At 75.0% G+C, this 23,854-nt stretch carries 20 protein-coding genes; 8 read left to right on the top strand and 12 right to left on the bottom strand.

The genetic code is table 11. The annotated features are described in order from the left end of the window. Nucleotides 1-76 precede the first annotated feature (76 nt). Nucleotides 77-1,687: a peptidoglycan-binding protein gene (locus ACFWTC_RS25440; protein ID WP_384029689.1), complete on the top strand. Its 1,611-nt coding sequence runs from the start codon at nucleotides 77-79 to the stop codon at nucleotides 1,685-1,687. A 41-nt stretch (nucleotides 1,688-1,728) separates the two neighbouring features. On the opposite strand, the gene ACFWTC_RS25435 is transcribed toward ACFWTC_RS25440, so the two are convergent. Further along, entirely contained in the window at nucleotides 1,729-2,217 is a 489-nt protein-coding gene (locus ACFWTC_RS25435; RefSeq protein ID WP_383924660.1) for an isochorismatase family protein, read from the bottom strand. Between the two features lie 88 nt (nucleotides 2,218-2,305). After that, nucleotides 2,306-2,533 carry a hypothetical protein gene (locus ACFWTC_RS25430; RefSeq protein ID WP_384029691.1) on the bottom strand — a complete coding sequence of 76 codons (228 nt, stop codon included), beginning with the start codon at nucleotides 2,531-2,533 and terminating at the stop codon, nucleotides 2,306-2,308. Nucleotides 2,534-2,831: 298 nt separating this feature from the next. Here ACFWTC_RS25430 and ACFWTC_RS25425 point away from each other — a divergent pair, with 298 nt between their 5' ends. From ACFWTC_RS25425 to ACFWTC_RS25405, 5 genes are all read left to right on the top strand, one after another. Then, the gene (locus ACFWTC_RS25425) at nucleotides 2,832-2,999 is read left to right on the top strand and encodes a hypothetical protein (protein ID WP_383924655.1); all 168 of its coding nucleotides are present in this window, start codon (nucleotides 2,832-2,834) and stop codon (nucleotides 2,997-2,999) included. Between the two features lie 367 nt (nucleotides 3,000-3,366). After that, complete coding sequence (locus ACFWTC_RS25420; protein ID WP_384029693.1) at nucleotides 3,367-5,019, top strand: sigma-70 family RNA polymerase sigma factor; 1,653 nt, start codon at nucleotides 3,367-3,369, stop codon at nucleotides 5,017-5,019. A 116-nt stretch (nucleotides 5,020-5,135) separates the two neighbouring features. Beyond that, nucleotides 5,136-9,629 carry an Hsp70 family protein gene (locus ACFWTC_RS25415; RefSeq protein WP_384029695.1) on the top strand — a complete coding sequence of 1,498 codons (4,494 nt, stop codon included), beginning with the start codon at nucleotides 5,136-5,138 and terminating at the stop codon, nucleotides 9,627-9,629. Beyond that, nucleotides 9,626-11,029, top strand: coding sequence for a serine/threonine-protein kinase (locus tag ACFWTC_RS25410; protein WP_383924646.1), 1,404 nt, complete (start codon nucleotides 9,626-9,628; stop codon nucleotides 11,027-11,029). Before ACFWTC_RS25415 ends, ACFWTC_RS25410 begins: the two co-directional genes overlap by 4 nt. An 82-nt stretch (nucleotides 11,030-11,111) precedes the next feature. Next, nucleotides 11,112-11,690: a dihydrofolate reductase family protein gene (locus ACFWTC_RS25405; protein ID WP_383924643.1), complete on the top strand. Its 579-nt coding sequence runs from the start codon at nucleotides 11,112-11,114 to the stop codon at nucleotides 11,688-11,690. A 128-nt stretch (nucleotides 11,691-11,818) separates the two neighbouring features. Here ACFWTC_RS25405 and ACFWTC_RS25400 read toward each other — a convergent pair whose 3' ends face one another. After that, the gene (locus tag ACFWTC_RS25400; protein ID WP_383924640.1) at nucleotides 11,819-11,980 is read right to left on the bottom strand and encodes a hydrophobic protein; all 162 of its coding nucleotides are present in this window, start codon (nucleotides 11,978-11,980) and stop codon (nucleotides 11,819-11,821) included. 255 nt (nucleotides 11,981-12,235) lie between these two features. Between ACFWTC_RS25400 and ACFWTC_RS25395 the strand changes: the two genes are divergently transcribed. Continuing rightward, the gene (locus tag ACFWTC_RS25395) at nucleotides 12,236-12,418 is read left to right on the top strand and encodes a hypothetical protein (RefSeq protein ID WP_383924637.1); all 183 of its coding nucleotides are present in this window, start codon (nucleotides 12,236-12,238) and stop codon (nucleotides 12,416-12,418) included. Between the two features lie 138 nt (nucleotides 12,419-12,556). Here the strand turns inward: ACFWTC_RS25395 and ACFWTC_RS25390 are convergent, their stop codons facing one another. From ACFWTC_RS25390 to ACFWTC_RS25365, 6 genes are all read right to left on the bottom strand, one after another. Further along, nucleotides 12,557-13,987, bottom strand: coding sequence for a sensor histidine kinase (locus tag ACFWTC_RS25390; protein ID WP_383924633.1), 1,431 nt, complete (start codon nucleotides 13,985-13,987; stop codon nucleotides 12,557-12,559). After that, a complete protein-coding gene (locus tag ACFWTC_RS25385; RefSeq protein WP_383924630.1) occupies nucleotides 13,984-14,709 on the bottom strand; it encodes a response regulator transcription factor in 726 nt (241 codons plus the stop codon). The genes ACFWTC_RS25390 and ACFWTC_RS25385 overlap by 4 nt, the downstream gene beginning before the upstream one ends. A gap of 38 nt (nucleotides 14,710-14,747) precedes the next feature. After that, a complete protein-coding gene (locus ACFWTC_RS25380; RefSeq protein ID WP_383924626.1) occupies nucleotides 14,748-15,269 on the bottom strand; it encodes a hypothetical protein in 522 nt (173 codons plus the stop codon). A 188-nt stretch (nucleotides 15,270-15,457) separates the two neighbouring features. Then, nucleotides 15,458-16,261 (bottom strand): thioredoxin family protein, encoded by an 804-nt coding sequence (locus ACFWTC_RS25375; protein WP_383924624.1) that lies wholly within the window; start codon nucleotides 16,259-16,261, stop codon nucleotides 15,458-15,460. A gap of 308 nt (nucleotides 16,262-16,569) precedes the next feature. Continuing rightward, nucleotides 16,570-17,139, bottom strand: coding sequence for a hypothetical protein (locus ACFWTC_RS25370; RefSeq protein WP_383924621.1), 570 nt, complete (start codon nucleotides 17,137-17,139; stop codon nucleotides 16,570-16,572). A 261-nt stretch (nucleotides 17,140-17,400) separates the two neighbouring features. Beyond that, the gene (locus tag ACFWTC_RS25365; RefSeq protein WP_384029376.1) at nucleotides 17,401-18,282 is read right to left on the bottom strand and encodes a CAP domain-containing protein; all 882 of its coding nucleotides are present in this window, start codon (nucleotides 18,280-18,282) and stop codon (nucleotides 17,401-17,403) included. 271 nt (nucleotides 18,283-18,553) lie between these two features. Between ACFWTC_RS25365 and ACFWTC_RS25360 the strand changes: the two genes are divergently transcribed. Then, nucleotides 18,554-19,927 (top strand): FAD-dependent oxidoreductase, encoded by a 1,374-nt coding sequence (locus ACFWTC_RS25360; protein ID WP_383924616.1) that lies wholly within the window; start codon nucleotides 18,554-18,556, stop codon nucleotides 19,925-19,927. A 246-nt stretch (nucleotides 19,928-20,173) separates the two neighbouring features. Here the strand turns inward: ACFWTC_RS25360 and ACFWTC_RS25355 are convergent, their stop codons facing one another. From ACFWTC_RS25355 to ACFWTC_RS25345, 3 genes are all read right to left on the bottom strand, one after another. After that, nucleotides 20,174-22,369, bottom strand: coding sequence for an ATP-binding protein (locus ACFWTC_RS25355; RefSeq protein WP_384074644.1), 2,196 nt, complete (start codon nucleotides 22,367-22,369; stop codon nucleotides 20,174-20,176). Beyond that, nucleotides 22,362-23,003, bottom strand: coding sequence for a DUF4255 domain-containing protein (locus tag ACFWTC_RS25350; protein ID WP_384029372.1), 642 nt, complete (start codon nucleotides 23,001-23,003; stop codon nucleotides 22,362-22,364). Before ACFWTC_RS25350 ends, ACFWTC_RS25355 begins: the two co-directional genes overlap by 8 nt. A gap of 158 nt (nucleotides 23,004-23,161) precedes the next feature. Beyond that, on the bottom strand, nucleotides 23,162-23,830 hold the full coding sequence (locus tag ACFWTC_RS25345; protein WP_383924607.1) for a response regulator transcription factor: 669 nt from the start codon (nucleotides 23,828-23,830) through the stop codon (nucleotides 23,162-23,164). Nucleotides 23,831-23,854: the final 24 nt, after the last annotated feature.

Below are 23,854 nucleotides of genomic sequence, written 5' to 3'. Positions count from 1 at the left end.
ACGGGCAGCCGGGTGTGCCCCCGGTCCGGCACGTTCGGGCACCGATCGGCCCGCCCGTGCCGCCTAGCCTTCCCGCATGACGATGTGGACCACTCTCGATCCGGCCGCCGTGGCCGTCGACCCCGGCGGCCGGACCACGGCCCGCCTGCGGGTGCGCAACACCGGGGACACGGTGGAGGAGTACCGGATCTCGATCGTGGGCGCCCCCGCCGGCTGGGCCCGGGTCGAACCGGGCACCCTGCGGCTCTACCCGGGCAGCGAGGGCAGCGCGGAGATCGACTTCGCACCGCCGCGTTCCCCCGACGCGCCGGCGGGACCCGCTCCGTTCGGGATCCTCGTCGAACCGCGCGAGCACCCCGGGCAGCGGGACGTCGTCGAAGGCCGGGTCACCGTCACCCCCTTCACCGAACTGCGCGCCGAACTGGTGCCGCCGAGCCTCGTCGGGCGCTTCCGCGGACGCGCCGCCGTCGCCGTGGACAACCTCGGCAACACCCCGCTCACCGCCTCGCTCACCGCCCGCGACGAGTCCGGCCGGCTCGCCTTCGATATCCGGCCGAACGCGGTGCAGGCGGCCCCGGGCCGGGCGGTCTTCGCCGACCTGGAGGTCCGGCCGCAGTCGGTCAGCTGGACCGGCCGCACCGAGACGCACCGTACGACCGTGACGGTCCGCCGCTCCGGGGACGCCGGAGACCTGGAGCTGACCGGGGACTTCGAGCAGCGTCCGGTACTCCCCGGCTGGCTGCTCCTCGCCGGGGGCCTGCTGGTCACCGGGGCGGTCGCCTTCGCCGTGCTCTGGTTCGGGTTCGCCCCGAAGGTGAACTCGGCCACGGGCGAGAGGAAGACGGAGGCCGGGGCCGTGCTGCCCGACCCCCTCGGCGGGCAGACCCCGCTGCCCTCCGCGCCCGCCCCGCCCCCGGACCCGCTCACCGGCGGCGCCCTCCCGGATGGTGACCCGGGGGCCGGCGGCGCGGGCGGCGCCGGCGCCGGGACCGGCGCCGCCCCCGGCGGTGGCGGCGGGGGCGGCGCGGGCGGTGGCGGTGGCGGAACCCCGGCGGGCGGCGGCGGGGGAGCGCCGCCGCCCCCGGCCGGGAACCCGCAGGCCGCGAAGCAGGGGCCGCCCTGGCGGGCCGGCTACCAGGCCGACGTCGCGGTCCACTTCGCCCAGCTGCGGCTGGCGTTCCTCGGGAACAACGCCTGCACGTTGAAGGGGCAGTGGAAGGAGGGCGTGATCGACCCGCAGACCGAGGCCTCGCTCATCTGCTACCAGAAGGCCGTCATGGCCGACCAGAAGACCACCCGCGTCCTCACGGCCACCGACCAGCTCGGCACGCTCGGCAGGGCCACCCTCGCCTCCATGTGGATGCAGGGCGTCACCGCCGACCGGCTGACCAGCGGGTCGAAGAACTTCGAGGTCACCCGGCTCGACGCGGCGCTGCGCTGGGCGACCCAGGCCACCATCTCCGACAACGACCTCCAAGCGGACCGGGCCTTCGCGCAGCTGGGCGTCGACTACTTCAAGGCGGGCGGCAAGAACGGCGCGCCGACCGCCTCGGACACCAAGATCCGCGACCGGGTCCGCGCGTACCAGCAGTCGGTGAACCTCCCCGTGACGGGCGTCGCCGACGGGCGGACCGTCAACGCCCTGCTGGGCGGTTCGGTCAACGGAACCGGCCGCCCGGGCCGCTGAACCGCCAGGTTCCCCCACGCACGCGGTAAGTCCGCAGGGCGTCAGGCGTAGTCCCCGGTGGTGCGCACCGCGCCGAACCGGGGGAAGATCCGCCGCACGGTGAGGTCGTGCTCCTCGGCCTCGAACCCGGACATGGCGTCCGCGACGAACTCCACCTCGTAGCCGTGGTCGCTCGCCGCCCGCGCGCTGGACTCCACGCCCATCGTGGTGACCAGCCCGCCGAACACCAGCGTGTCCACGCCGAGGGCGCGCAGCCGGGCGTCGAGGTCGGTGCCGTGGAACGCGCCGACGGTCCGCTTGACGACCAGCACGTCGCCCGGCCGGGCGAGATCGTCGGCGAAGCCGCTGCCGGGAGGCTGTTCGGCCACGTTCGGCCGTTCCACGCGGACCAGCACCACCGGGCGGCCGGCGGCCCGGAAGGCGTCGGCGAGCCGGAGGCAGCGGGCCAGCACCTCCTCACCGGAGTGCGGCGCGAGGGGGAGGGCCACGATGCGGGGCATCAGGTCGACGAGGATCAGCGCGGACGTCACCGGGGGATGTTAACCGCACCGCCGGCGCTGCGGAGCGGATCCCGGCGCCCCAACCGCTGCCCGTCCCCGCCCGGCGCGGTCACCGCGGTCAGCGGAGGATCCTGTGCTCCGCCCAGAACGGGCCGAGGTCCTCCGTCGTCGCCGCCTGCGCCGCGCGCACGAAGTCCGCGGTGGTGGCCACGCCCTGCCAGTGGTCCCGTACGTAGCCGCGCAGCGGGGCCGCCATCGCCGGCGCCCCCAGGGCGCGTTCCAGGTCGTGCAGGGCGCACGACCCGCGCCGGTACACGACGCCGGTGTACTCGGTGCGGCGGAGCACCGCGGTGGCAGGCGGGACGGAGACGGCGCTCAGGCGCGGTCGGTCTGCGCGTGGAGCACTGCTCCGCGTACTGCTGCCGTTCCAACGTTCCCCTCGGTGATCCGAAGCGACACTCCGCGGAGCGTCCCCCGCTCCTGTCGTCGGTCGCCGGGTCACGATCGCGCAGGTCAACGGCTGCTCGTCCGGACGGGCACGCGGCCGCCGCGCGGGGCCGGACCGGTCCTGCGCGCGGACGAGGGGCACCGCCGACATCCACGAAGTCCTGCCGCCGGTCCTCGCCGGCATCCTGGTGTGGGAGATGGCACTCCTCGACGTGATCACCGGTTCCTACGGCCAGGTCCCCCCGGGAGCCCGGGCGGCCTTCATCCTCGGTGCCCCCGTCACGGTGACGGCCCTGTCCTGCTGGGAGCTGTACCGGCTGCGGCGTTACCACGGGCTCACGCTCCGCACGGCCCTGCGCCGCTGACACCGCGCGTTCCGGTTCGCGTGATCCTCCTGACCAACTCGGGGCGGGATACGGAGGAGTCCCCAAAAGGGAAGCCCGCTCCGGGGCAGTCCGTTCTAACCAACACCCTTGCGCAGTAAGGGGCTTGCGGTGATGCGAAGGGGCTCCGGTGTGCGCGGCACCGGGCCCGTCCGCCGGGCACACCACGGCGGTACCGAGCGCGCCGGCCGCTGCCGTCCGCGCGTCTCCCCGCCGGGCACTCGTTTGCCTGCGGCCGTGCGAGCGTGCACACTTGCGCGAATTCCGGTCGGGCGCAGCGTCGCACCTCATGACGGATACGCCCGGAAACCGACGTGCGGGTCATCAGCAAGCCAATCGGGAGCACGTGTTGAGTACATCGGGCACTGCCCGCCAGCAGCATCTCCGAACCCTGAGCGACGGGCAGCTCTGCGCCCTGCTGCGCGGGCACACCGACGAGCCCGACGCCGAAAGCGTCGCCGACGTCGGCGACGTGATGGGCGAGGTGTTCGCCCGTCACCACTCCTCGGTGCTCGCCTACGCCCGTACGTGCTGCCGGGACCTGTCCACCGCCCAGGACCTCGCCGCCGAGGCCTTCGCCCGGACCTACCGGGCCGTCGCCTGGGGTGCCGGACCCGAGTACGCCTGGCGGCCGTACCTGCTGACCTGCGTGCGCCGCCTGGCGGCCGCCTGGGCACGGGAGGGCGCCCGTACGCAGCTGTCCGACGACTTCGAGGAATGGGCCGCCCGCCTCGCGGACGGCCAGGACGCCGAGGAGGCCGTGTTCTCGGCGGAGGAGGAATCGCTCGTCCTGCGCGCCTACCGGTCGCTGCCGGAACGCTGGCAGGCCGTGCTCTGGCACGCCGTCGTCGAGCACGAGCCGGCGGCCGAGACCGCCGGACGCCTCGGGATATCGGCGGGCGGCGTCGGCTCCCTGGTCGCGCGTGCACGGGAGGGCCTGCGGGAGGCCTACCTGCGCGCCCACCTGGCCCGGACCGCGAGCGACGAGTGCCGGCACTACGGGGGCCAGCTCGCCGCCACGCTCCGCCGCCCGGGCAAGCGGCTCACCCGCGACCTGGGACGCCACCTCCAGGCGTGCGACGGCTGCGCCCGGGCCGAGCGCGACCTGCGCGACGTCAACGGCCGCCTGGGCGTGCTGCTGGTGGGCGGGATCCTGCTGTGGAACCCGGCCGCCTTCCTGTCGACCCTGGGCGGGAACGGCACCCACCTCACCGCGGGCACGCTCAACGGGGTCCAGCTCGCCGGGGCCCGGGCCGGCGCCGCGAAATGGGCCGTGGCGGTGGCCGTGGCGGGAACCACGGTCACGGTGGTCGGCCTGCTCCCGGGCGACGCGGGCCCCGGTACGTCCGACCGGGCCGCCGCACCCGCCCGTACGGCCGCGGCCCCGGCCGGCCCGCTCCCGGCGGCGACACCGGTCGTGGCCATCGGCGTCCCCGCGTCCGGAACCGCCCCATCCCCGCCCACCGCCACCCCGCTCCCCTCCGGCTCCGCATCGGCCACCGGGTCGGCCACCGCCCCGCCCACCTCGGCGTCGCCCTCGCCGGCTCCCGCCGGCAGCACCCTGGTCAACGTCGGCTCGGGGCTCTGCGTCGGTCTCGGCGGAGCCGGGTCCGACCTCCGCGTGCAACTGGAGAAGTGCACCGGAAAGGCCTCCCAGAGCTGGCAGCGCCTGCCGGGCCGTCACCACACCCACCAGCTCCGCAACGCGGACACCGGAACCTGCCTCGACGGAACCACCGGCGGCGGGAACCTCGTCGGGGTCACCCTGCGGCCCTGCCGCGCCGGCGCGGACAGCGCGAGCCAGCTCTGGCGGTTCGTGCCGGACGCCCGGGGAGACGCGTACCGCATCTGGTTCGTGCCGAGGGTCGCGCACAGCGACTACTCCGACCACTTGCTGGGCCCGCGGAACTGGCCCAGGGCCGACCCGCCGCGTCCGGGCTCGGAGCTGGTGCACCTGCCCAACTACTACAACTCCGTCAACCTCCTCTTCGCCCTGGGGTGAACCCGCGCCCGGACCGGCCGCATCGATGTCGCTGGATCCCGGCCGGTGCGCTGCCGGGATGGCTAGCATGAGGGAATGGGGCTCGCCCCGTGACCGCTGGGGGAAGAGGACATGTGGTGCTGAGCAGGTCGTCGGACGGCATGCCCCGGAAGCTGCGCAAGGCCCTCAAGGCGGTCGAGCAGCGGTTCGGGCCGACCGGACCCGCCGGCAAGGACCTCGACCGGGCCGCCGCCGCGTACGGACAGGCGCTGACGGAAGCCCTCGGCCACGACGACGCGCTGGCCCTGCGGCTCTTCGAACAGTACGACGCCCGGCTGCCCGCCCAGGGGTACCCGCGGGCCTTCGGCCCGGCCGAGCGGGCGGTGCTGCGCGCCGCGGCCGGCCGAGGCGAACGGTCCGTACTGACCGTGGTCTCCGGGGTGGCCGGCCGCCTGGGCGAGCGTGAACTGGAGCGCTCCGCCTACGGATCGCTGTCCGTACGGATCGCCGAGAGCGACGACGCCGACACGCTCGTCTCGCTGCTGCGCGCCCGGCAGGAGGCCGGCCTGCTCGACATCGCCCTGACGACCGACGCGTTACGGGCGTACACCGCACGTGCCGCGCTCGCGCACGACGGAGCGCTCTGGTCGGCGTTCTTCGCCCACCTCGCCGACCCCCTCCTGCCGGACCTGTTCCCCGTACGCCTCTTCCTGGGCCGGGGAGCCGACGCCGTACGGCTGGCCGACACCGAGGTCCGCAAACGGGAGGCGCTGGAATGCTGCGCCGCCTCCCCCCGGCTGGACGACGTACGGGCCGGGCTGGTGCTCGCCCGGTCGCCGGGCGCCGACGCCTCCGACCAGGTACGGCTCCTCGACGAGCGGGCCGGAGACCTGCTCCGCGCGGCCGGCCGGCCGGACGAGGCCCTGCCGCACTACGAACGGGCCGGGTGCCGCGACCGGGTGAGCCGCTGCCATGAGGAACTCGGCCATCCACACGCCGCGTTGGACACCTGTCCGGAGGACGAGCCGGAGCGGATCGCGGCCCTGGCCGCGGCCTGCCGCCCCGGCATCGACGCCGCCGTCGAGCGCGGCGAGCGCGGTGAGGCCGTACGACTCGTCTCGGTGGTCCTCCAGCACCTCGGCCGGGCCGCGCCGGCCGAGGCCGTGGCCCGCGAGGAGGAGGAGCTGCGCAGCCTGCGCGCCGCCGCCGTGGCGGTCGAACGGCGCCGCCTGGACGCCGCGTTGCACCTGGCCCCGGACTCCGGCGGCCGGGCCGCCGTACACCGGGAGTGGAGCCTGTTCGAGGAGGCCGCCGCGGAGCCCGTGGAGGCGGCCCGGCACGCCGAGGACTCCGGCGACCTGTACCGCGCACACCGCCTGTACCGCGCGGCCGAACGGTTCGGCGACGCGGACCGGGTCCTCAAGGACGAGGACTCCCCCCAGGGGCGGGCGGCGCGCGCCGCGGCCCGCGAGGCCGGCGGAGACCTGCTCGGCGCCGCGCGCCTGCACGAGCAGGACGGCCGCCACGAGGAAGCCGTGGCGCTCTACGCCCGTGCCGGAGACCCGGCGGCGGCCGCCCGCGGCCTCATCCGGTGGAAGGGCGAGGAGGCCATCGAGGACCCCCGGCTGAGCGGATTCCTGCGCCGGGCGGGCGACGTCGGCGAACTCGTACGCCGCTGCCTGGACGCCGTGGAACTGCGCGGACGCGACTCGGCGGCCGTCGAGGTCCTGCGCTCGCTGGTGGAACGCGAGGACACCGCCGTACCCGAACTGCTCCGCGGCCGGGTGCGCGAGGTGCTGGACTCGGTCGGGGCCGTCGGCCGGGGCGCGTTCGAGGAGCGGGCCGGGGCGTGGGTGGAGAGCGCACGGGCCGAAGTGGACCGCCGGTTCGCCCCGGTCTGGGGCCTGGACCTGGGAACCCACTCCTGCGTCGCGGCCCTCTACGACAGCCGCACCGGGCAGCCGGTCATCTGCCCGGACGGCCCCGGCACCCAGTTCGCCTCGACGCTGAGCCTCACCGAACAGGGCGAGGAGATCGTCGGGCTGACCGGTGACCAGGTCCTCGCCCCCTGGGTGGTCGGCCACATCAGCGCCGCCAAGCGCCGCATGGGCGACAACATCTCCTTCCGCATCCGCGACCGCGCGTACCGGCCGGAGGAGGTGGCCGCCCGCCTGATCCGGCACGCCAGGAGCCTGGTCGAGAAGCTCCTCGTCGAGCAGGTCCGCGAGAGGGTCGCCGGGCTGGCCCGGGCCGAGCTCGGGCAGGTCAGGGACGAGTGGCTGGACTGGGCGGCCGAGCGCCACGACTTCACCGTCGACCGCCCCCGGGTCATCCTCACCATCCCCGCCTACTTCCTCAACAACGCCAAGCGCGCCACGCGCGACGCCTGCGAGATCGCCGGGGTGACCCCCGTGCAACTGATCCACGAACCGACCGCCGCCTGCATGGCCGCCGCCTCGCAGCGCCGGCTCCAGGACACCGTCGCCGTGGTGGACCTGGGAGCGGGCACCCTCGACATCAGCGCCATCGGGGTCACCGAGAACATCTACGACGTCGAGCAGATCGTCGGCGACAACCAGTACGGCGGCCAGGACTTCGACCACATCATCACCAAGTACCTGGCCGAACGGCTGCGCACCCGCGGCCTGGAGGTCCCGGCCACCGGCCGGGCCCGGCGCAGGCTGGAACTGGCCGCCGAACACCTCAAGATCGCGCTGTCCGCGCAGAGCGAGGCGGAGTACACCCTCAACGCCTTCCTCGGCGAGCCGGAGGTACGCGTGGAACTGACCCGGGCGGAGCTCGCCCGGATCCTCGCCGACTCGCTGGCCACGCTGCGCGAGGTCTGCGAACGGATGAAGGCGGAGGTGTTCGGCGGGGTCGACCACCTGGTCCTCGTCGGCGGCCCCATGCTCTCGCCGCTGGTCAGCGCAATCGTGGAGGAGGTCTTCGGGCTCAGGCGCACCGTGCTGGCGGACGCCCGGACCGCCGTGGCCTACGGCGCGGCCCTCCAGGGGGCGGTGCGCTCCGGATACCTCAAGAACGCCCTGCTGATGGACGTCACGCCGTTCCCCCTCGGCATCGCGGTGCGGCAGGAGAACGGCGAACTGGGCTTCTCAGAACTGCTGCAGCGCAACACGACCATCCCGACCAAGCGGTCGAGCATGTACACCACGGTCCGCGACAACCAGCCGGAAGTGCTGATCGAGGTCTACAACGGGCAGATCGACCCGCGCTCGAAGATCGGGGTCGTCCCGCTGACCAACATCCCGCCCCTGCCCAAGGGCAAGCCCGCGATCGAGGTGACCTTCGAGTTCGACGCCAGCTGCGTCCTGACGGTCACCGCCAGGGACACGGGCAACGGCAACTGCAAGGCCGTCGACTTCACGGACACCACCCTGCTCTCACCGCGGGAGATCAAGGCGATGGCCGAACGGCACACCGGACAGCGCGAACTGGAGGAGCTCCTGCGCACACTGCGGACGCTCGCGGACGAGGCCGCGGCCCTGGAGGAGAGCGAGCCGGCGTGCCGGGAGTTCCGGGAACGGCTCGCCGGCCTGCGGCCCTCCCGGCAGCCCCTCGACGAGGCCACCCAGCGGATGCTGGCCGAGATGTACGGCCCCGAGGCGGCCGAGATGGAGGGCGAACTGCTCTCCCTGCGGGCCCCGTTGCGCGACCTGCTGGCCACCGTACGGGAGTACCTCGACCAGCCGGGCTCAGCATCCCGGATCCCCGCGGGACGCCATCTCGCCGGACTGCTCGGCGAACACCTCGGGCGGATGCGGCAGGGCATGGCGCGGATGGCGGTCTGGAACGACGTACTGGCCGCGCTCGCCGCGGCCGACGCCGACCCGCTCCAGCGCTTCCGGGCGCTGCACGACGCGGGCGACCACGGGCGGGCGCTGCGCGCGCTCGGCGAACTCACCGAGCCGCTGACGGAGCCGGAGGACCTGCGCAGGCGGCTGCGCTGCCTGGCCGGAGACGGCGACGTCGAGGGCTACCGGCGGAGCCTGCTCGCCGACGCGGCCGCGCTGTCGGCGCTCGTCCTGGACCCCGAACACCCGGAGCGCTTCGTGGCGGCGGCCGCGTCCGCCCTCGTCCGGGTGGACCACGGGGACGGTACGCCGGGGAGCGGGTTCCTCATCTCCGACCGCCACGTGCTGACCAGCCGGAAGCGGCTGACGCGGGGAGAGACGCCGACGACCGTGCACCTGGCGGGGGGCGAGCGGTTCGTACGGCGGACCTTCCTGTCCGACTCGGCCGCCGTCGACACCGCGGTGCTGCTGCTGGCGGAACCGGTGTCGGAGCGGCCGCTGCGCCTGGGCTTCCCCCGGCTCACCCACATCGGTGACCTGGTCTGGGCGGCCGCGCCGGACGACGTCCTGATCCCCGGGATCGTGGAGAAGTTCGAGCCGTTCCCGGAGCACGGACTCCAGCTGTACAAGACCGACCTGCGGCTGCCGCCCGAGGCCGCCGGCGGGCCCCTGCTCAACGAACTGGGCGAGGTGGTCGGCGTGCTGGTGCTGCGGAGCGAGGAACTGCCCGCGTTCGCCGTGACCGTCGACTCGCTGGCCCCGCTGCTGGCGAGCGCCGGCTTCGGGCTGACCGGCGCGGCCGGCGGGGACGGTTGGTGAGCACGGCCGCCACGGGGGAGGCCGGGGACGGCCGCCTGTTCGGCGACCGCTACCGGCTGCGGGTGCTGCTCGGGGCGGGCGGCATGGGCGAGGTGTGGCGGGCGGACGACGAGCGGCTGAGCCGGCCGGTCGCCGTCAAGCTGATCCGTGCAACGGGGGAGGAGAGCGGCCAGGCACTGGCCCGGTTCCGGCGCGAGGCGAAGATCACCGCACGCCTGTCAGGCCACCCCAACATCGTCACCGTGTACGACTTCAGCGAGGACCCCCTGTACGTGGTCATGGAGGTGATCGAGGGCTCCTCGCTGGACACCCTCGCCGGCGCCGGCCGGCGGCCGCCGTGGGCCGAGGCGGTCGGCTGGATCCTCCAGGTCTGCGAGGCGCTCGGCGCCGCCCACGCCGCCGGCATCACCCACCGGGACCTCAAACCGTCGAACCTCATGCTCACCCGCTCCGGCACCGTCAAGGTGCTGGACTTCGGCATCGCCGGGCTGCACCAGGGCGGCGAGCCGGCACCGGGCACCAGGGGCTACACCCGCCTGACCATGAGCGGGTGCTTCCTCGGCAGCCCGCCGTACGCCGCGCCGGAGCAGATCCGGGGCGGCCGCGCCGACCCGCGGACCGACCTCTACTCCCTCGGCTGCCTGCTCTTCGAACTGCTCACGGGCGTACCGCCCTTCGGCACCGGACCGCTGCACTCCCTCCTCGTACGCCACCTCCAGGAGCCGCCGCCGTCCCCGCGCGCCCTGCGGACCGACCTGCCGGGCGAGCTGGACCGGCTCGTCCTCGACCTCCTGGCCAAGGACCCGGCGGACCGGCCCCCGGGGGTCGGGGCCGTACGGCAGCGCCTGCACCGCCTCGCCCCGGCCGTCGCGTACACACCCACCGTCGCCGACGGCGCCGCTGCCGCGGCGGGGGACGGGTCGGGGGACGCTGCCCCGGCCGACGGGCTGCGGCTGGCCCGGGTCTTCGACCTCACGGCGCCGGACGGCCGCCCGGCGATGGCCTCGGGCCACGAGCGCGTCACCTCCGTCGAGGAGCGGATCGCGCTGCTCCACTCCCTGCGGGCGGCCCCGATCGCCGTGCACGCGCTGGGCCCCGAGCCCGACCGCGTCGAGCCCGCCCGCGGCCCGGTGGTGCCCGCCGGCTTCCGCACCGACGGCGTCTGGGTCTGGTCCGACCAGATCGCCTACTACCTCGACCGCTACGGGCTCGCACCCGAACCCGCGCTCCGCCACCACCTCACCGCGCGGACGCCGTACCGCCCGGTCGTCCCGCCCCGGATGCTGAGTGCGGCCGGCCGGCTCGTGCGAACGGAACCCGAGGGGTCACTGACCGGCCGCCCGTCCTCGCACCGCGGCGCTCCCGGGCGGGTCGGCCGCGACGCCCCCCTCCCGCCGTGAACGGGCTCGCCGGTGGGCCCGGCCGGGATGCCCGCGTGCCGCGCCGCTCCGGTGTCAGGGGCCGGGCGTAGCCTGGGTGACCATGCGGCAGATCATCCTCATGATGGGGGTCTCTCTGGACGGGTACACCGCGGGGCCCGACGGCGAGATCGACTGGCACGTCGTCGACGACGCGGTCCACCGGCACGCCAACGACGAGGCCCGCGGGATGGGCGGCTTCCTCCAGGGCCGCGTGACGTACGGGGTGATGGAGGACTTCTGGTCGACGGTCGGCACGGAAGCCGACACCACCGCCGACCCCGACGCGGAATTGACGGCCGACTTCGCCGGCATCTGGCGGGACACCCCCAAGTACGTGTACTCGCGCACCCTCCGGGGGGTCGGCGCGAACGCCACGATCGTGCGCGACGTCGTCCCGGAGGAAGTGGCCGCCCTCAAGGCGGCCCCGGGCCCCGACCTGTTGCTGGGCGGCGCCCGGCTGGCCGCCACGTTCCTGGCCCACGACCTGGTGGACGCGTACTCGATCTACGTGCACCCGGTACGGATCGGCCGTGGCGTCCCGCTGTTCCCACAACTGGACGGCGGACCGGTCCCGCTGCGCCTGAAGAGCACACACACCTTCGACAACGGCGTGGTACACCTGCGCTACACCCGCCCGTAGCCCCGCCGGAGCCGACGGCCGCGCACGTAAAGGGAACGCGTGACGACATGCCGGTGGCCTGGACCTCCGATCGGGACGGGGGGCCAGGCCACGGGCATGCAGTGTCGGACTGCGGTGTTGTCGTGCGGTTACCAGCGGTACCAGCGGCCGCTGCTGCCCTTGGGGCGGGCGACGAAGCCGACCAGCCACAGGATCAGGACGGCGATGGCGACCCACCAGAGAATCTTCACCGCGAAACCCGCGCCGAAGAGGATCAGTGCCAGCAGAAGAACGAGAAGCAGGGGAACCATAGTTATCAACCTCCGAGGCACCGTGTGCCCGGCCCCGCCCCGACCATGCACTCGATCTTATTTGGTTCTTATCGTTGCGGGTGGGTAGGAGAGCGCGCCCCCTTCCGCAGGTACTGGCTTCTGCACGTACCGGCGGAGCCCGCCGGGCAGGCCATCACCGCCGCCCCGGCGGCCAGCGCGGTCGGCCCCCGGCGAGGGGGGCCTGTTCAGGTGCAAGGTCGCATCGTGCGGGCCTGGTGGGGGCAGGAGTCACCCATGCCGAACGCCATGCCCTCACCCGATGACGTCACAGCCGCCGAGAGCAGTACGGCCGGAACCGGAAGCAACCCGCCGTCCGGAGCGCACCCCGGTACGCGGGCCTCGGAACTGCTGGTGCTGCTCGACCGGCAGCACCGGAGCGAGCCCGACGTCATCCCGGGCCAGGAGACCCTGTTCTGACGCCGCGCCGCCGTCCGTACCCGCCCGCCCCCGGCCCGTCGGGCAGGAGGCCCGTCTCAGTCGGTCGGGCGCAGCGGCAGGCCGGCCACCCCGGTCTCCCCTCCGCTGAGCGCGGCGTCCAGGGTCTTCGGGGCGGTCCTAGGCGAGGGCTCGGCCGGCAGGTCCGCTGCCCTTGCGGCCCCGGCGGCGGGAGATGCGGGAGCGGTGGCCGGACGGGGACTGCGGGGCCAGGGCGAACGTCACCGTGATGTGCGCTCCTCCGAGCGGCCCGCGGGTGATGCGCATCGTGCCCCCGGTCGCGCTCGCGGCGCGCTGCGCGATGTCGAGGCCCAGGCCCGTGGAGCCGGTGCTGCTCCCGCGGGAGAGGGCCCGGTCCGGTTCCGGGATGCCCGGTCCGCCGTCCTCCACGACCAGCTCCACGGCCTGCGCCGTGCGGACGACGCGGACGCCCAGCGGGGTTCCGGCGGCGGTGTGGCGAAAGACGTTGCCGATGAGCGCGTCCACCACCGCGGCGACGTCGTCGTCCGAGAGGCCGACGGCGGTCGGCTCCTGCGTGAGGTCGAGGGAGCAGGACCGGTTCTGCTGCGCCGCCAGGACCGTCCAGAAGGCGGTCCGGCGGCGGACGACGTCGGCCGCCTCGCAGCGGGGACCCGACGCACCCGACGCCCCGGACCCGCTCGGGGACCGCCCCGCGGGCTGCTCCGTACCGAGCATGCCCTGGCCCATGGGGCCCACCGCGAGGGGGGTGCGCGCCGCGGCGATGATGGCCTCCAGCTCGGCCTCCAGCTCGTCCACCGCCGCCTCGACCCTGGCCGACTCCGGTGTCCCGGCCATGCGTTCCGATGCCAGGTGCAGAGCGGTCAGCGGCGTGCGCAGGCGGTGGGAGAGGTCGGCGACGAGTTCGCGCTCGACGGCGAGCAGTTCGTTCATCCGGTGGGCCATCGCGTTGAAGGCGACGCCCGCGTCCCGCAGCTCCCTGGGACCCATGGGCTCCACGCGGGTGTCCAGGTCGCCCCGGCCGAGCGCGTGCGAGGCCTGCGCGAGCCGCTTCGAGGACCGGACGACCTTCGCGCCGAGCCGGTCGGCAACCAGCACGGAACCGGCGATCAGCCCCACGGCGAGGAAGAGCATCACCGCCCACGACTCCTTCACCCCGCGGGTGAGTTCCGCCTCGGGCACGAAGTTCTCGATCACGGCGACCTCGTCGCCCGGCAGCACCACCGGCTGAAGGCAGATCCAGCCGTCCGGGATCTCCTGCGAGATCGACTCGCGCCCCCGCTGGGCCCGTTCGAGGAGGGCGGCGGGCGCCTTGGAGCTGCCCAGGGCCCCCGAGCCCGGCAGGTGCACGACCAGGTGCTCGGACGCGTCCAGGCTCGCCGCGGACTCCCGCAGGGCGGCCGGATCCGTGGTCAGGGTGAGCACCGGTGCCAGGGCGGCGGCCCGCTGTTCCGCCGCGGTGACGCCCTGCTCCTTGACCAGGGACATCACCAGGGCGGCCAGGGGGATGAGGAAGGAGAGGGCGACCATGGAGGTCACGGCGAGCGCCACGCCGGCCAGTGAACGTCTCAACGCGGCGCCACCAGCTTGATGCCGACGCCGCGCACGGTCAGCAGGTACCGCGGGGCCGCCGCGCGTTCGCCGAGCTTGCGCCGCAGGGACGACAGGTGCACGTCGACCGTCTGGTCGTCCACGTACGGCTCGCGCCAGACCTCGGTCAGCAGCCGCCGTTTCGAGACGACCTGGCCGGTGTGGTGGGCGAGGAACGCCAGCAGGTCGAACTCCCGGCGGGTGAGGCGCAGCTCCCGCCCGGCCAGGTACGCGGTGCGCGCGCCCGGGTCCACCGCCAGTTCGCCCACGGTGGTGGAACGCAGCGGTTCGGCGGCCGGCGCCACCGCTGTCCCGGGTGCACCGACGCCGGCGGGCGGCAGGCTGCTGGTGCGCCGCAGGACGGCGGAGAGCCGGGCGAGGAGCTGTCCCCCGGAGAAGGGCTTGACCAGGTAGTCGTCGGCGCCCGCGTTCAACAGGTTGATGATCTCCGCCTCGTCGTCGCGGGCGGTGGCCACCAGGACGGGTACGGAGGAGATCCCGCGGATCATGCGCAGGGCGTCCGCTCCGTCGAGGTCGGGCAGCCCCAGGTCGAGGACCACGGCGTCGACGGGCGACTGCGTGACCTCGCGCAGCGCGCCGAACCCGTCGGCCGCGCTGCGTACGGCATACCCCTGCTCCGACAGGACCTCGATCAGGGACTGGCGGATGCTGGGGTCGTCTTCCACGACCAGGACGCTCGGCATGCGGACACCTTAAGGGGCTCGTCGGGGCGCGCCACCCTTCAGGAGGCGGTGAACGCCGGGCCGGCGTCCGTGACGCGCAGGTGCACGGCGCGGTCGGACACCGGGATGGTGCAGCCGTCGCGGGTGCTGCAGCTCGCGTAGCCGAGCACGACCGTCGCCGCGCCGTTCCCCGAGGCGCGGACGGCGAGCGTCGCGGTCACCGGACCGTCCGGGTAGACGGGGACCGGGGCGTCGACCCCGGGCACCTGGATCGACCGCACCTCCGCGGAGGCCCGCAGCGTGCCCTCCGCCCCGAGGGCGCCGCCGACGGCCACCGTGGTCGGCCGGCCCACGCCCTCGATGCCGGTGGGCGGCAGATCGGTGCTGTAGAGGTGGAATCCCTCGGCCTCGGGCGTGAAGACCGCGGTGAGCGTCCCCTTCGAGGCGTGCCAGTCCGACACCGAGAGCGTGACGCTGACGCCGTTCTCGGAGAAGCGCGTCGTGGACGCGGGGCCGGCGGACGCCCCGGCCGGCTCCCCTCCGCAGGCCACGAGCGCGGCCAGGGGGAGGAGGGCGGTCACGAGGCGGGCCCTGCGGGAGCGCCTTTCCCGGAGGGAAGGTGTGGAAGGTGCGGACCTGTTCATCTGCGTGCCTCTGTGCGGTGGGTGGCGGTTGGCGGGTGGTGAGTGGCGGGCCGGATCGGGGCGCCGGGTTCCGGGGCGGGCGCGCCGCCCGGGCCCCTACAGGACCGTGGTGAGTACCCGGCGTCTCACGACGCCCACGTGCGGAGGAAGGTGTTGATGCCGTCCGCGGTCAGGGGCGGGTTCCCGGTGACGTGGGTGTCGGTGCGCAGGGTGCCGGACGGCGAGACGACCACCAGGACGGGCATCGTGTACGTCCCGCCCGAGGGGCTGTACTTGCGCAGGAGCGCGGAGTTCGCCGAGCTGTTGCCGCCGATGTCGACCTTGACGAGGTGGTACGAGGCCCCGAGCAGGGCCGAGGTCTTCGGCTGGGCGAACACCTTGTCGGCGGCCTTGCAGTTGCCGCACCAGTTCGCGCCGAAGTCGAGCAGCACCATCCGTCCGTCCGTCTTGGCCGCGCGCAGGGCCGCGTCGATCTGCTGCCGCGCGTCGGCCGAACCGTCGTAGCCGGGGCCGGGCACGCGGGCCGGCGCGGGCGCCGCCGAGGTGCGCGGGGGCTTGGAGGGCGTACCGGTGGAGGCGTCCGAGCCGGACCCGGTGCGGGCACCGGTACGGGAGGGGCTCGGGGAGGAACCGGCCGGGGTGGCGGTGGGGGACCCGGACGCCGGCGCGGACGGCGAGGCCGACGGGGCCGGGGGTGCCTCGGAGGACGCGCTCGCCGACGCCGCCCCGGTGGGAAGTACTGCCGCGGACGACGGGGCGGCGGGCGCGGAGGAGCCGGCCGGCTCGGAGGACGGCCCGCACGCGGCGGTCAGCCCGGCCGCGACCACGGCCGCAACGACCAGGGGCAGGCGCCGCCCGAGCGGTGCGGCGGAGCGGGGGGACACCGTGCGCCGTTCGGCGCGGACGGATCGGAGCAGGCGAGAACTCATGACGGAGACACCCCAGGGCAAGGTTCGGACTGCGGGATGGGCGAGGCACACCCCGGCTCGGAGAAACCGGGGCCCGACGGTTCACCGGTCGTGTGCTCCGGCGCCGGGGGCCGCTCGGCTGACGTGAGCATAGGGCCGCTGACGGCCCGCGGAACCGCCTCGGCGCGATCTTGAGGTTGCCCTAAGGAACAGCTCACCTTCCGCTTCGGAAGAACCCGGTGCACGAGCACACACAGCACCGTGAAATGCGCAGAACGGCACGGGAGTCACCCAGTGGTACGGATCGGCCTCGCCCGCCGCGCCGGGCGTCAGAACGAGGTCTCGCGCACGCTGGCCCTCGCCCCCGGGACGACCGTCGCCGTGATCACCGACCGGTGGCCGTCGCTGGAGAACGTGACCGAGAGGGTGTCGTCGGCGCTCTGCGAGGTGGTCGTCTTGAAGCCGCGGCCGGGGATCGCCGAGATCAGGCACACGCCCTTGCTCCCGTACCGGACCGTGACCTTGCCGCCCTGTGAGGGGACGGTGTGCAGGCCCGCCCCGCCCTGCTCGCAGTCGACACCGGACTTGGGCGCGCTGGCCCGCGGGGTGCCCGCCGAGGCCTTCGCGGGGGTGGGGGTGGGAGAGGCGGACGGGCGTTGCGTCAGCGTGGGCGAGGGGCTCGCGGAGGCGGCCGCGGACGGGGACGGGGAGACCTGCTCCGGCGACGGGCTGCCCGCCTCCCAGGCGGGGGGCGTGTCGATGACCACCGGGGCGGAGCGCGCGACCGGGGGCGTGTGCCTGGTCGAGCCGACCACGAACTGGACCGTCGCGAGCACGGCGGTCACGCTGGCGGCCGTGCACGACAGCCATATGAGCAGGTAGCGCGGAGTTCGGGGCACGGCCCCATAGTGGCCGACGCACGGCGCGGCGCGTCACCGGCACCCCCGAAAGCCGCCCCCGGCCGCGGGCGGGGAGCCGCGGACTTCCGTGCGGGCGGACCGGGGAACGCCGACGTCCTCCGGACCCGCGGAGGGTCAGGAGGACGAACAGGGCGGATCGGCGGGCGGCGTGGGGGAACCGTCCGCCGACCCGCCCCGGGGAGGGCACCGGTGGGGAGGCCCCGCCGAAGGGGGCGTCGGCCGGGGAGGGCCGGAGCTCCGCTACTTCCCGGTGCCGAAGTTCTGCGTCCACCACGGGCCGCCGTCGCCCTTGTGGACTCCTATGCCGATCTCGCGGAAGTCGCAGTTGAGGATGTTCGCCCGGTGTCCGGAGCTGTTCATCCAGGAGTTCATGACCGAGGCGGCGTCGGCCTGCCCGCGGGCTATGTTCTCGCCGAGGCGGGACCACTTGTATCCGGCGGCCTCCACGCGGCTGGTCATGGTGGACCCGTCGGGGCCGGTGTGCGACATGACGCCGCTGCGGGCCATGGTGTCGCTGTAGGCCCGCGCGGCGGCGCTCAGCTTCGCGTTGGCGGCGAGGGGGCCGCACCCGGCCGCCGCCCGCTCCTTGTTGACCAGGGAGAGGACCGCGGACTCGGCGTCACCGTTCACGGTGCCCGAACCGCCCGAACCGCCCGAACCGCCCGAACCGCCGGAGGTGCCCGAACCACCCGAACCGCCCGAGCCGCTGCCCTTCGTGGGGGAGGGCTTGGGCGCCGGCTTGGCCGGCTTCGCGGCCGCCGTCGTGGCCGGGGCGTTGTTCGCCTGGATCGTGGGATCGGCGGGAGCGGACGGCTCCGAGGCGCCGGCGGCGGGCGTCGCGGACGGGCTCGCGCTCGCCGGGGCCGAGGCTTCGGGGGTGCCCGTCGGCGTCGCGTCGGCGGGGGCCGCCGTCGGCGTCGCCGACGTCGTGCCGGACGCCGTGCCGGTCTGCTCGCCGGCCCGCTGCTCCGTACGGGCATCCCCGTCGGAATCGGCCACCGCGACCCCGACCGCCACGACCGCGGCGGCCGCGGTGACGGACAGCACGATGCGTGTGCGCGCCGACTTCTTCCGGCGCGCCTCGACGCGGGACGGGGCTGCGAGATCTCGGCTGCGGCTCATGCCGGTAACACCTCACTGGAGAGGGGGGAGGAGGGGAGTTGGCCCGAGCCTAGGCCCGTGACCAGCCAGAAGAGCACCAGGGAGGGGTTCTTCAGAGTCCCTTAAGGAAGCCCGCAGGTTCGACACAGGGACGATCCGGGCATTGATCCCAACTCGCCTCGTCCGCCCGGACGTCGAGAGGCGCGGGCGGACCGGTCCTGCGCGGGCCGGTCCGCTGCCGAGATCACCGAACAGTAGGCTCAATCCGCAACACGACGCGAAGGGGGCTCCAGTGGCGCGGGTTGCGGTGGTCGGTGGGGGCATCAGCGGGCTGGGAACGGCGCTCATGCTCGGCCGGCGGGGTCATACGGTCACGTTGTACGAGCAGGACGCGCGGCAGGCCGGAGAGGACCTGAACCGGGACTTCTTCCACTGGGACAGGCCCCGGAGCCCACAGGCCGTCCAGCCCCACTCGTTCCTCGCCCCGGTGCGCACCGTGTTGCGCGCCGAGGCCCCCGACGTCTACGCGGACCTGCTGGCGCGCGGAGCCCGGGAGTACCACGAGTTCGACTGGTTCGCCGAGCGTCCGGAGCACCGGCCGGGCGACGAGGACCTGGTGACCCTGAGGACCCGGCGCATCGTGCTGGAGGCCGCCTTGACCGCGGCCGTGCGCCGGGAGCGCACCGTTGACGTGCGGCTCGGCTGCCGGGTGAGCGGCCTCGTCTTCGGAGAGGGGCGCCCCGCCCGGGTGGCCGGCGTGCGGGTGGGCGCGGAGAATCACCCGGCGGACCTGGTCGTCGACGCGGCCGGTCGTCGTTCGCCGGTTCCCGCCTGGCTGACCGCGGCCGGCTGCCGCCCGCCCGTGGTCGACAGCCACCGTGCCGGGCTCGCCTACCTGTGCCGCTGGTACCGCCTGCGTACCGACGGCCCGCGCGACCCCGGACGGGTGAAGACCGGCTCGGCCGCAGCGTTCGCGCTGGCCGGCGTCTTCCCTTCGGACAACGACACCTTCGCGGTGAACCTGGTGCTCTCCACGGGTGATCCGACCCGCGGCGCCCTCACCGACCCCGCCGTGTTCGAGGCCGCCGCCCGCCGCTTCCCCGCGACCACCGCCTGGCTCGACCTGGCCCCCGAACCCCAGTCGGCCGTGTTGCCGATGGCCGGCCTGGACAACCGCTGGACCGGTCTCGCCGACGACGACGGGCCGGTCGTGACCGGTCTGGTCAACGCCGGGGACAGCCTCGTCCACACCAACCCGACCCTGGGCCACGGCGCGGCCCTCTGCCTCCAGGCCGCCCAGCACCTCGCCGCCCACGCCGACGAGATCGCCGCGGACCCCGTCGTCTACCACGCCTGGACGGCACAGGCCCTCCGCCCGTGGTTCGACGCGCAGGTCACGGCCGACCGGGCCAACGAGGAGCGGCTCACCGAGAGCGCACCGCCCCCGGACCGGCGGGCCGCGGCCCTGGCCGCCTGCGCCTTCGAGGACCCCGTCGTCATGAGGGCCCGGGCCCAGGTGCGCCACCTCCTGCGACCGGCCCAGGTCGCCTACGGCACCGAGGAGGTGGACCGGCACGTCACCGCCTGGCTCGACGCCCACCCGGACTTCTCGCCCCGGCACGACGGTCCGACCCGGGCCCAGTGGGACGCGCTCATCCCGGCCTGAACGCCCGCGCGGCAGGCCGGGCCCACCTCGCGATATCGCGTGCGCACGTCAACCGAACGCACCGCGCGCCACGGGGAACTCAGGCATGACCCCACCACCGCAGCCAGGCTCCGCCCCGGACGGACAGGCAGGCCCGTACAGGCGCCCGGCGCCCACGCCCCAGCAGCCGCCACAGGGGTACCCGCCCCGGCCGGGCTCCCGGATCCCGTGCGAGGCGCCGCCCGGGCCCTGCGTCGGACCCGGCCGCTACGGCGCCCAGGCCCCGGCCGTGCCCGGCACCAGCCGGCCCGCCTTGACGTACTCCCGCCGGGCCCCGTCCCGTACGTCCGCGGCGGTCACCGGCCCGTCGCCCCGGACCCGCGCCGCGTAGCACGCCGTCAGGGCGGCGGACCGGATCGAGCCTCCCGCGAGTTCGAACTCCGCCGCGCAGCGCTCCAGTTCGGCCTCGATGCCGGGCTCGGTCGGAGCGCCGGCCAGCGCGCCGCGCCACAGGCCAGCGCGCAAAGCGGCGTCGGGGAACGGGAAGTCCACCACCAGGTCGAGCCGGCGGGTGAACGCCTCGTCCACGTTGGACCGCAGGTTGGTGGTGAGGACGGCGATGCCGTCGAAGGACTCCAGCCGCTGCAACAGGTACGCGCTCTCCAGGTTCGCGTACCGGTCGTTCGAGCCGCGGACCTGCGACCGCTTGCCGAAGACGGCGTCCGCCTCGTCGAAGAGCAGGACGGCGTCGGTGCGGTCCGCCTCCACGAAGATCCGCTCCAGGTTCTTCTCGGTCTCACCCACGTACTTGTCGACCACCGAGGAGAGGTCGACCACGTAGAGGTCCAGGCCGAGTTCCCCCGCCACCACCTCGGCGGCGAGGGTCTTGCCCGTACCGGACGGGCCGGCGAACAGGGCCACGACCCCGCGCCCGCGGCCGCCGCCGGTCCGCAGCCGCCAGCCCCCGAGGACCTCGTCCCGGTGGCGGGCCCGCCCCACCAGCTCCACCAGCCGGGATCGCGGCGTCTCCGGCAGGACCAGGTCGGCGAAGCCCACGGCCGGCCGCACCTGGCGCGCGTGCCGCCCGAGCAGGGGCGCCGACAGCCGCCGCGCGGTGTGCCGGACGTGCCGCGCGCCGAGTGCGACGCCCTCGAAGGCCGCGAGCTCCCGCGCGGCCCGGCCCACCGCCTCGATCTGCTCCCCGTCCAGCCGGTACGAGGCCACCGCCTCGGCCATGTCGCCGTCGAACCCCGGGAGTTCGGCCCGCCAGCGGTTGGCGGCGGTGCCCCCGCCGCCGGAGCTGTTCCCGGAGCCTTCGGCGCTCGCCCCGGCTCCGGCCCCGACACCGGGCCGTACACCGGCTCCGGCCCCGGCTCCCGCCCCGGGCACCGGCGCGTCCAGCGCGAGGAGCGACACCCCCGCCGCCGCCTGTGCCCAGTCCGGGTCGCACGGCTCGGGGCCCGAGAAGACCGAGGTGATGTCGGGGGCGGCGATCGAGGAGATCAACCCGCCGGGGTCGTCCGGCAGGGCGGTCACCACCACCGCCGTCCCGGCCCCCCGCAACCGGGCCTCGCGCCGCAGGACCGTGCCGATCGAGGGGTCCGGCGTACGGGGCCCGGGCCGGTACAGGAGAACCGCCCGGCCCGCCGCCCGCAGCGCGGCCACCACCGACGCCGCCGACGCCGCGCCGTGCCGCTCGCGGAGGTGGACGGTGACGGGCCGCCGCGACCGCGCGACCAGCAGGGCCGTGCCCGCCGTACCTGCCGCGTCCCCCGGGCCCGTCGCACCGGCCGTGTCCGCCGTGTCCGCCGTGTCCGCCGCCCGCGGGGCGGCCGGCAGCAGGCTGACCCCCGCCCGGCACAGTGCCTCGTCGAGGGTGTCGTCCCCGAGCAGGTGGGCCACCACCCGCTCCGGAACCCGCAGCGCTCGTCCCGGCAGCGGCCGGTCCTCGTCCTCGAACGCGAGCAGCCCACCCGCGATCAGGGGCGCGGCCGCGTGGAAACGGCCGCGCGCCCGCGGCAGGTGGGGGCCGCTCCCGGCCAGTTCGAGGGCGAGGGCGACCGAGGCCCGGCGCCGGCCGACGTCGTCGTTCAGGTAGCCGTACAACGGCTCGAAGCCGCGGTCCACGTCCGGAGCGGCCGCCGCCAGCAGGATCCGCAGGTCGAGCGCCGAGAGCCCGAAGTCCCTGACGAGGGCGGACAACCGGTCCCCGCCGGCGCCAGCGCCAGCGCCGCCGCCGGGGCAGGGCTCGGCCGCCTCCAGGGCCTCTCCGTCCCGAGCCGGCGCTGCGGGGTCCGGCCCGCCCTCCGAGGCCGCGCGCAGCGCGGACTCCCGGGACACGTACAGCCCGCGCAGCGGATCGTGCGCCGTGGGATCGTCGGCCGAGCGCCGCTCGACCAGCGCCGCCGCCACCGCGCGCAGCGCCGCCAGCCGCTTCAGCAGGACCCGCGCCGACTCACTCACCGGCCTTGCTCCCGCGTCGCGTCGTACGGAGCATCCGCGGCCGCGAGTCGTCCGGCGCGCCGGACGCCCCCCGGACGGTGACGACCGTGCCCTCGGTGACCGGCGGGCCCACCGGGTAGACCGGCGTCACCGGGAACGGGGTGGTGATCACGACGTCCAGCGAGGGCTTGAGCTCCCCGCCCAGCGCCGACCAGATGTCGGCGAGCGAACGCGACTCGGCGGGCGGGACGCCCACCGTCAGGCCGATCGAGGCCCGGTGCGTCCGCAGGGAGAGCGGCACGTGCTCCTCCGGCAGCGCCTCGTACGGCAGCAGCGCCGCGAGCGCCCCGGCGAGCATCCGGTGCTCGTCCTCGGGGCGCGCGGTCCAGACGGTGAGCAGGTACGAGAGGCGGAACCAGCGCGGCGGCTGGCGCCGCTGCAGCACGGTTCCGTCCTCGCCCCGCTCCGCGTAGGCGCCGCGCTCGCGGCGGGCCACGTCCTCGCGGATGTCGTACAAGTACGCGTTGATCGTCGGGGTGTTGCGCCGGGCCGCCCACTCCCGGGTGGGGGCTTCGAGGGCGATCTCGCCCGCTCCCTCGGGCAGGGCGCCGCGGCGCAGGAGGTGCCGGAGCGCCTCGTCGATCTCATGGATCATGTGATGGGGTGTCCTCGGTACGGCCGGAGCCCGCGGGACCCGGTGTGGAGAGTGGCGGGCGGTCGGCGGAAGGCCGACGACCGCCGCCGTGCGCGACGGCGGGGGCTGCGGGGGGCGGTCGGGCGGGTGGTCGGGCGGAACGCGCGTTCCCGGTCCGGTCAGATGTAGCCCTCCCGCAGCGCGTAGGCCACGGCGTGGGCGCGGTTGGTGAGCTGCAGCCGGGTCATCAGGGCGTGCAGGATGTTCTTGACGGTCCGTTCGGAGTAGGCGAGCTTCTCGGAGATCTGCCGCGTGTCCAGACCCTCGGCGATGAGCCGCAACACGTCCGTCTCGCGCGGCGCCATGCCGAACAGCGGGGAGCCCACCGTCCCGGAGCAGGCCGCCGCGGTCTCCGACCGGCGCAGCCGGCCGACCTGGCCCAGTACCCGGCTGATCAGGTCCGGCGGCAGCACCCCTTCCCCGTCCGCGGCCTGCAGCACGGCCTTGACGAGGCTCTCCCCGGTGGCCTGGTGGCGCCAGACGATGGCCCGTACGCCGTACTCCACGACCGTGAGCAGGTCGGGCTCGCGCAGCTCGCGGGCGACCAGCACCACCCGCTGCTCCCCGCCGCGCAGCACCCGGCGCAGCTCGGCGGCCGACTGCTCGTCGATCCGGTCGACCAGCACCACGGCCACGGTCGCGGCGGATACGAGGCCGTCCCGCTCCCGGGACCGCGACTGGACCTCCACGCTCGGGCTGTGCCGAAGATGGCTCACGACCCCGGCCCGGCTGAGCGGATCGGTGGCGTGGATCGTGACGGTGATGCGGTCGGTGGTCGTCGCCTGCATGCGTGTACTCCCTTTCCCCCCGTG

It is taken from the genome of Streptomyces sp. NPDC058619 (genome assembly GCF_042717785.1).
Lineage (GTDB): Bacteria > Actinomycetota > Actinomycetes > Streptomycetales > Streptomycetaceae > Streptomyces.
The sequence above is the reverse complement of the archived record's forward strand: the minus strand, read 5'-3'. Positions and strand labels throughout refer to the sequence as shown.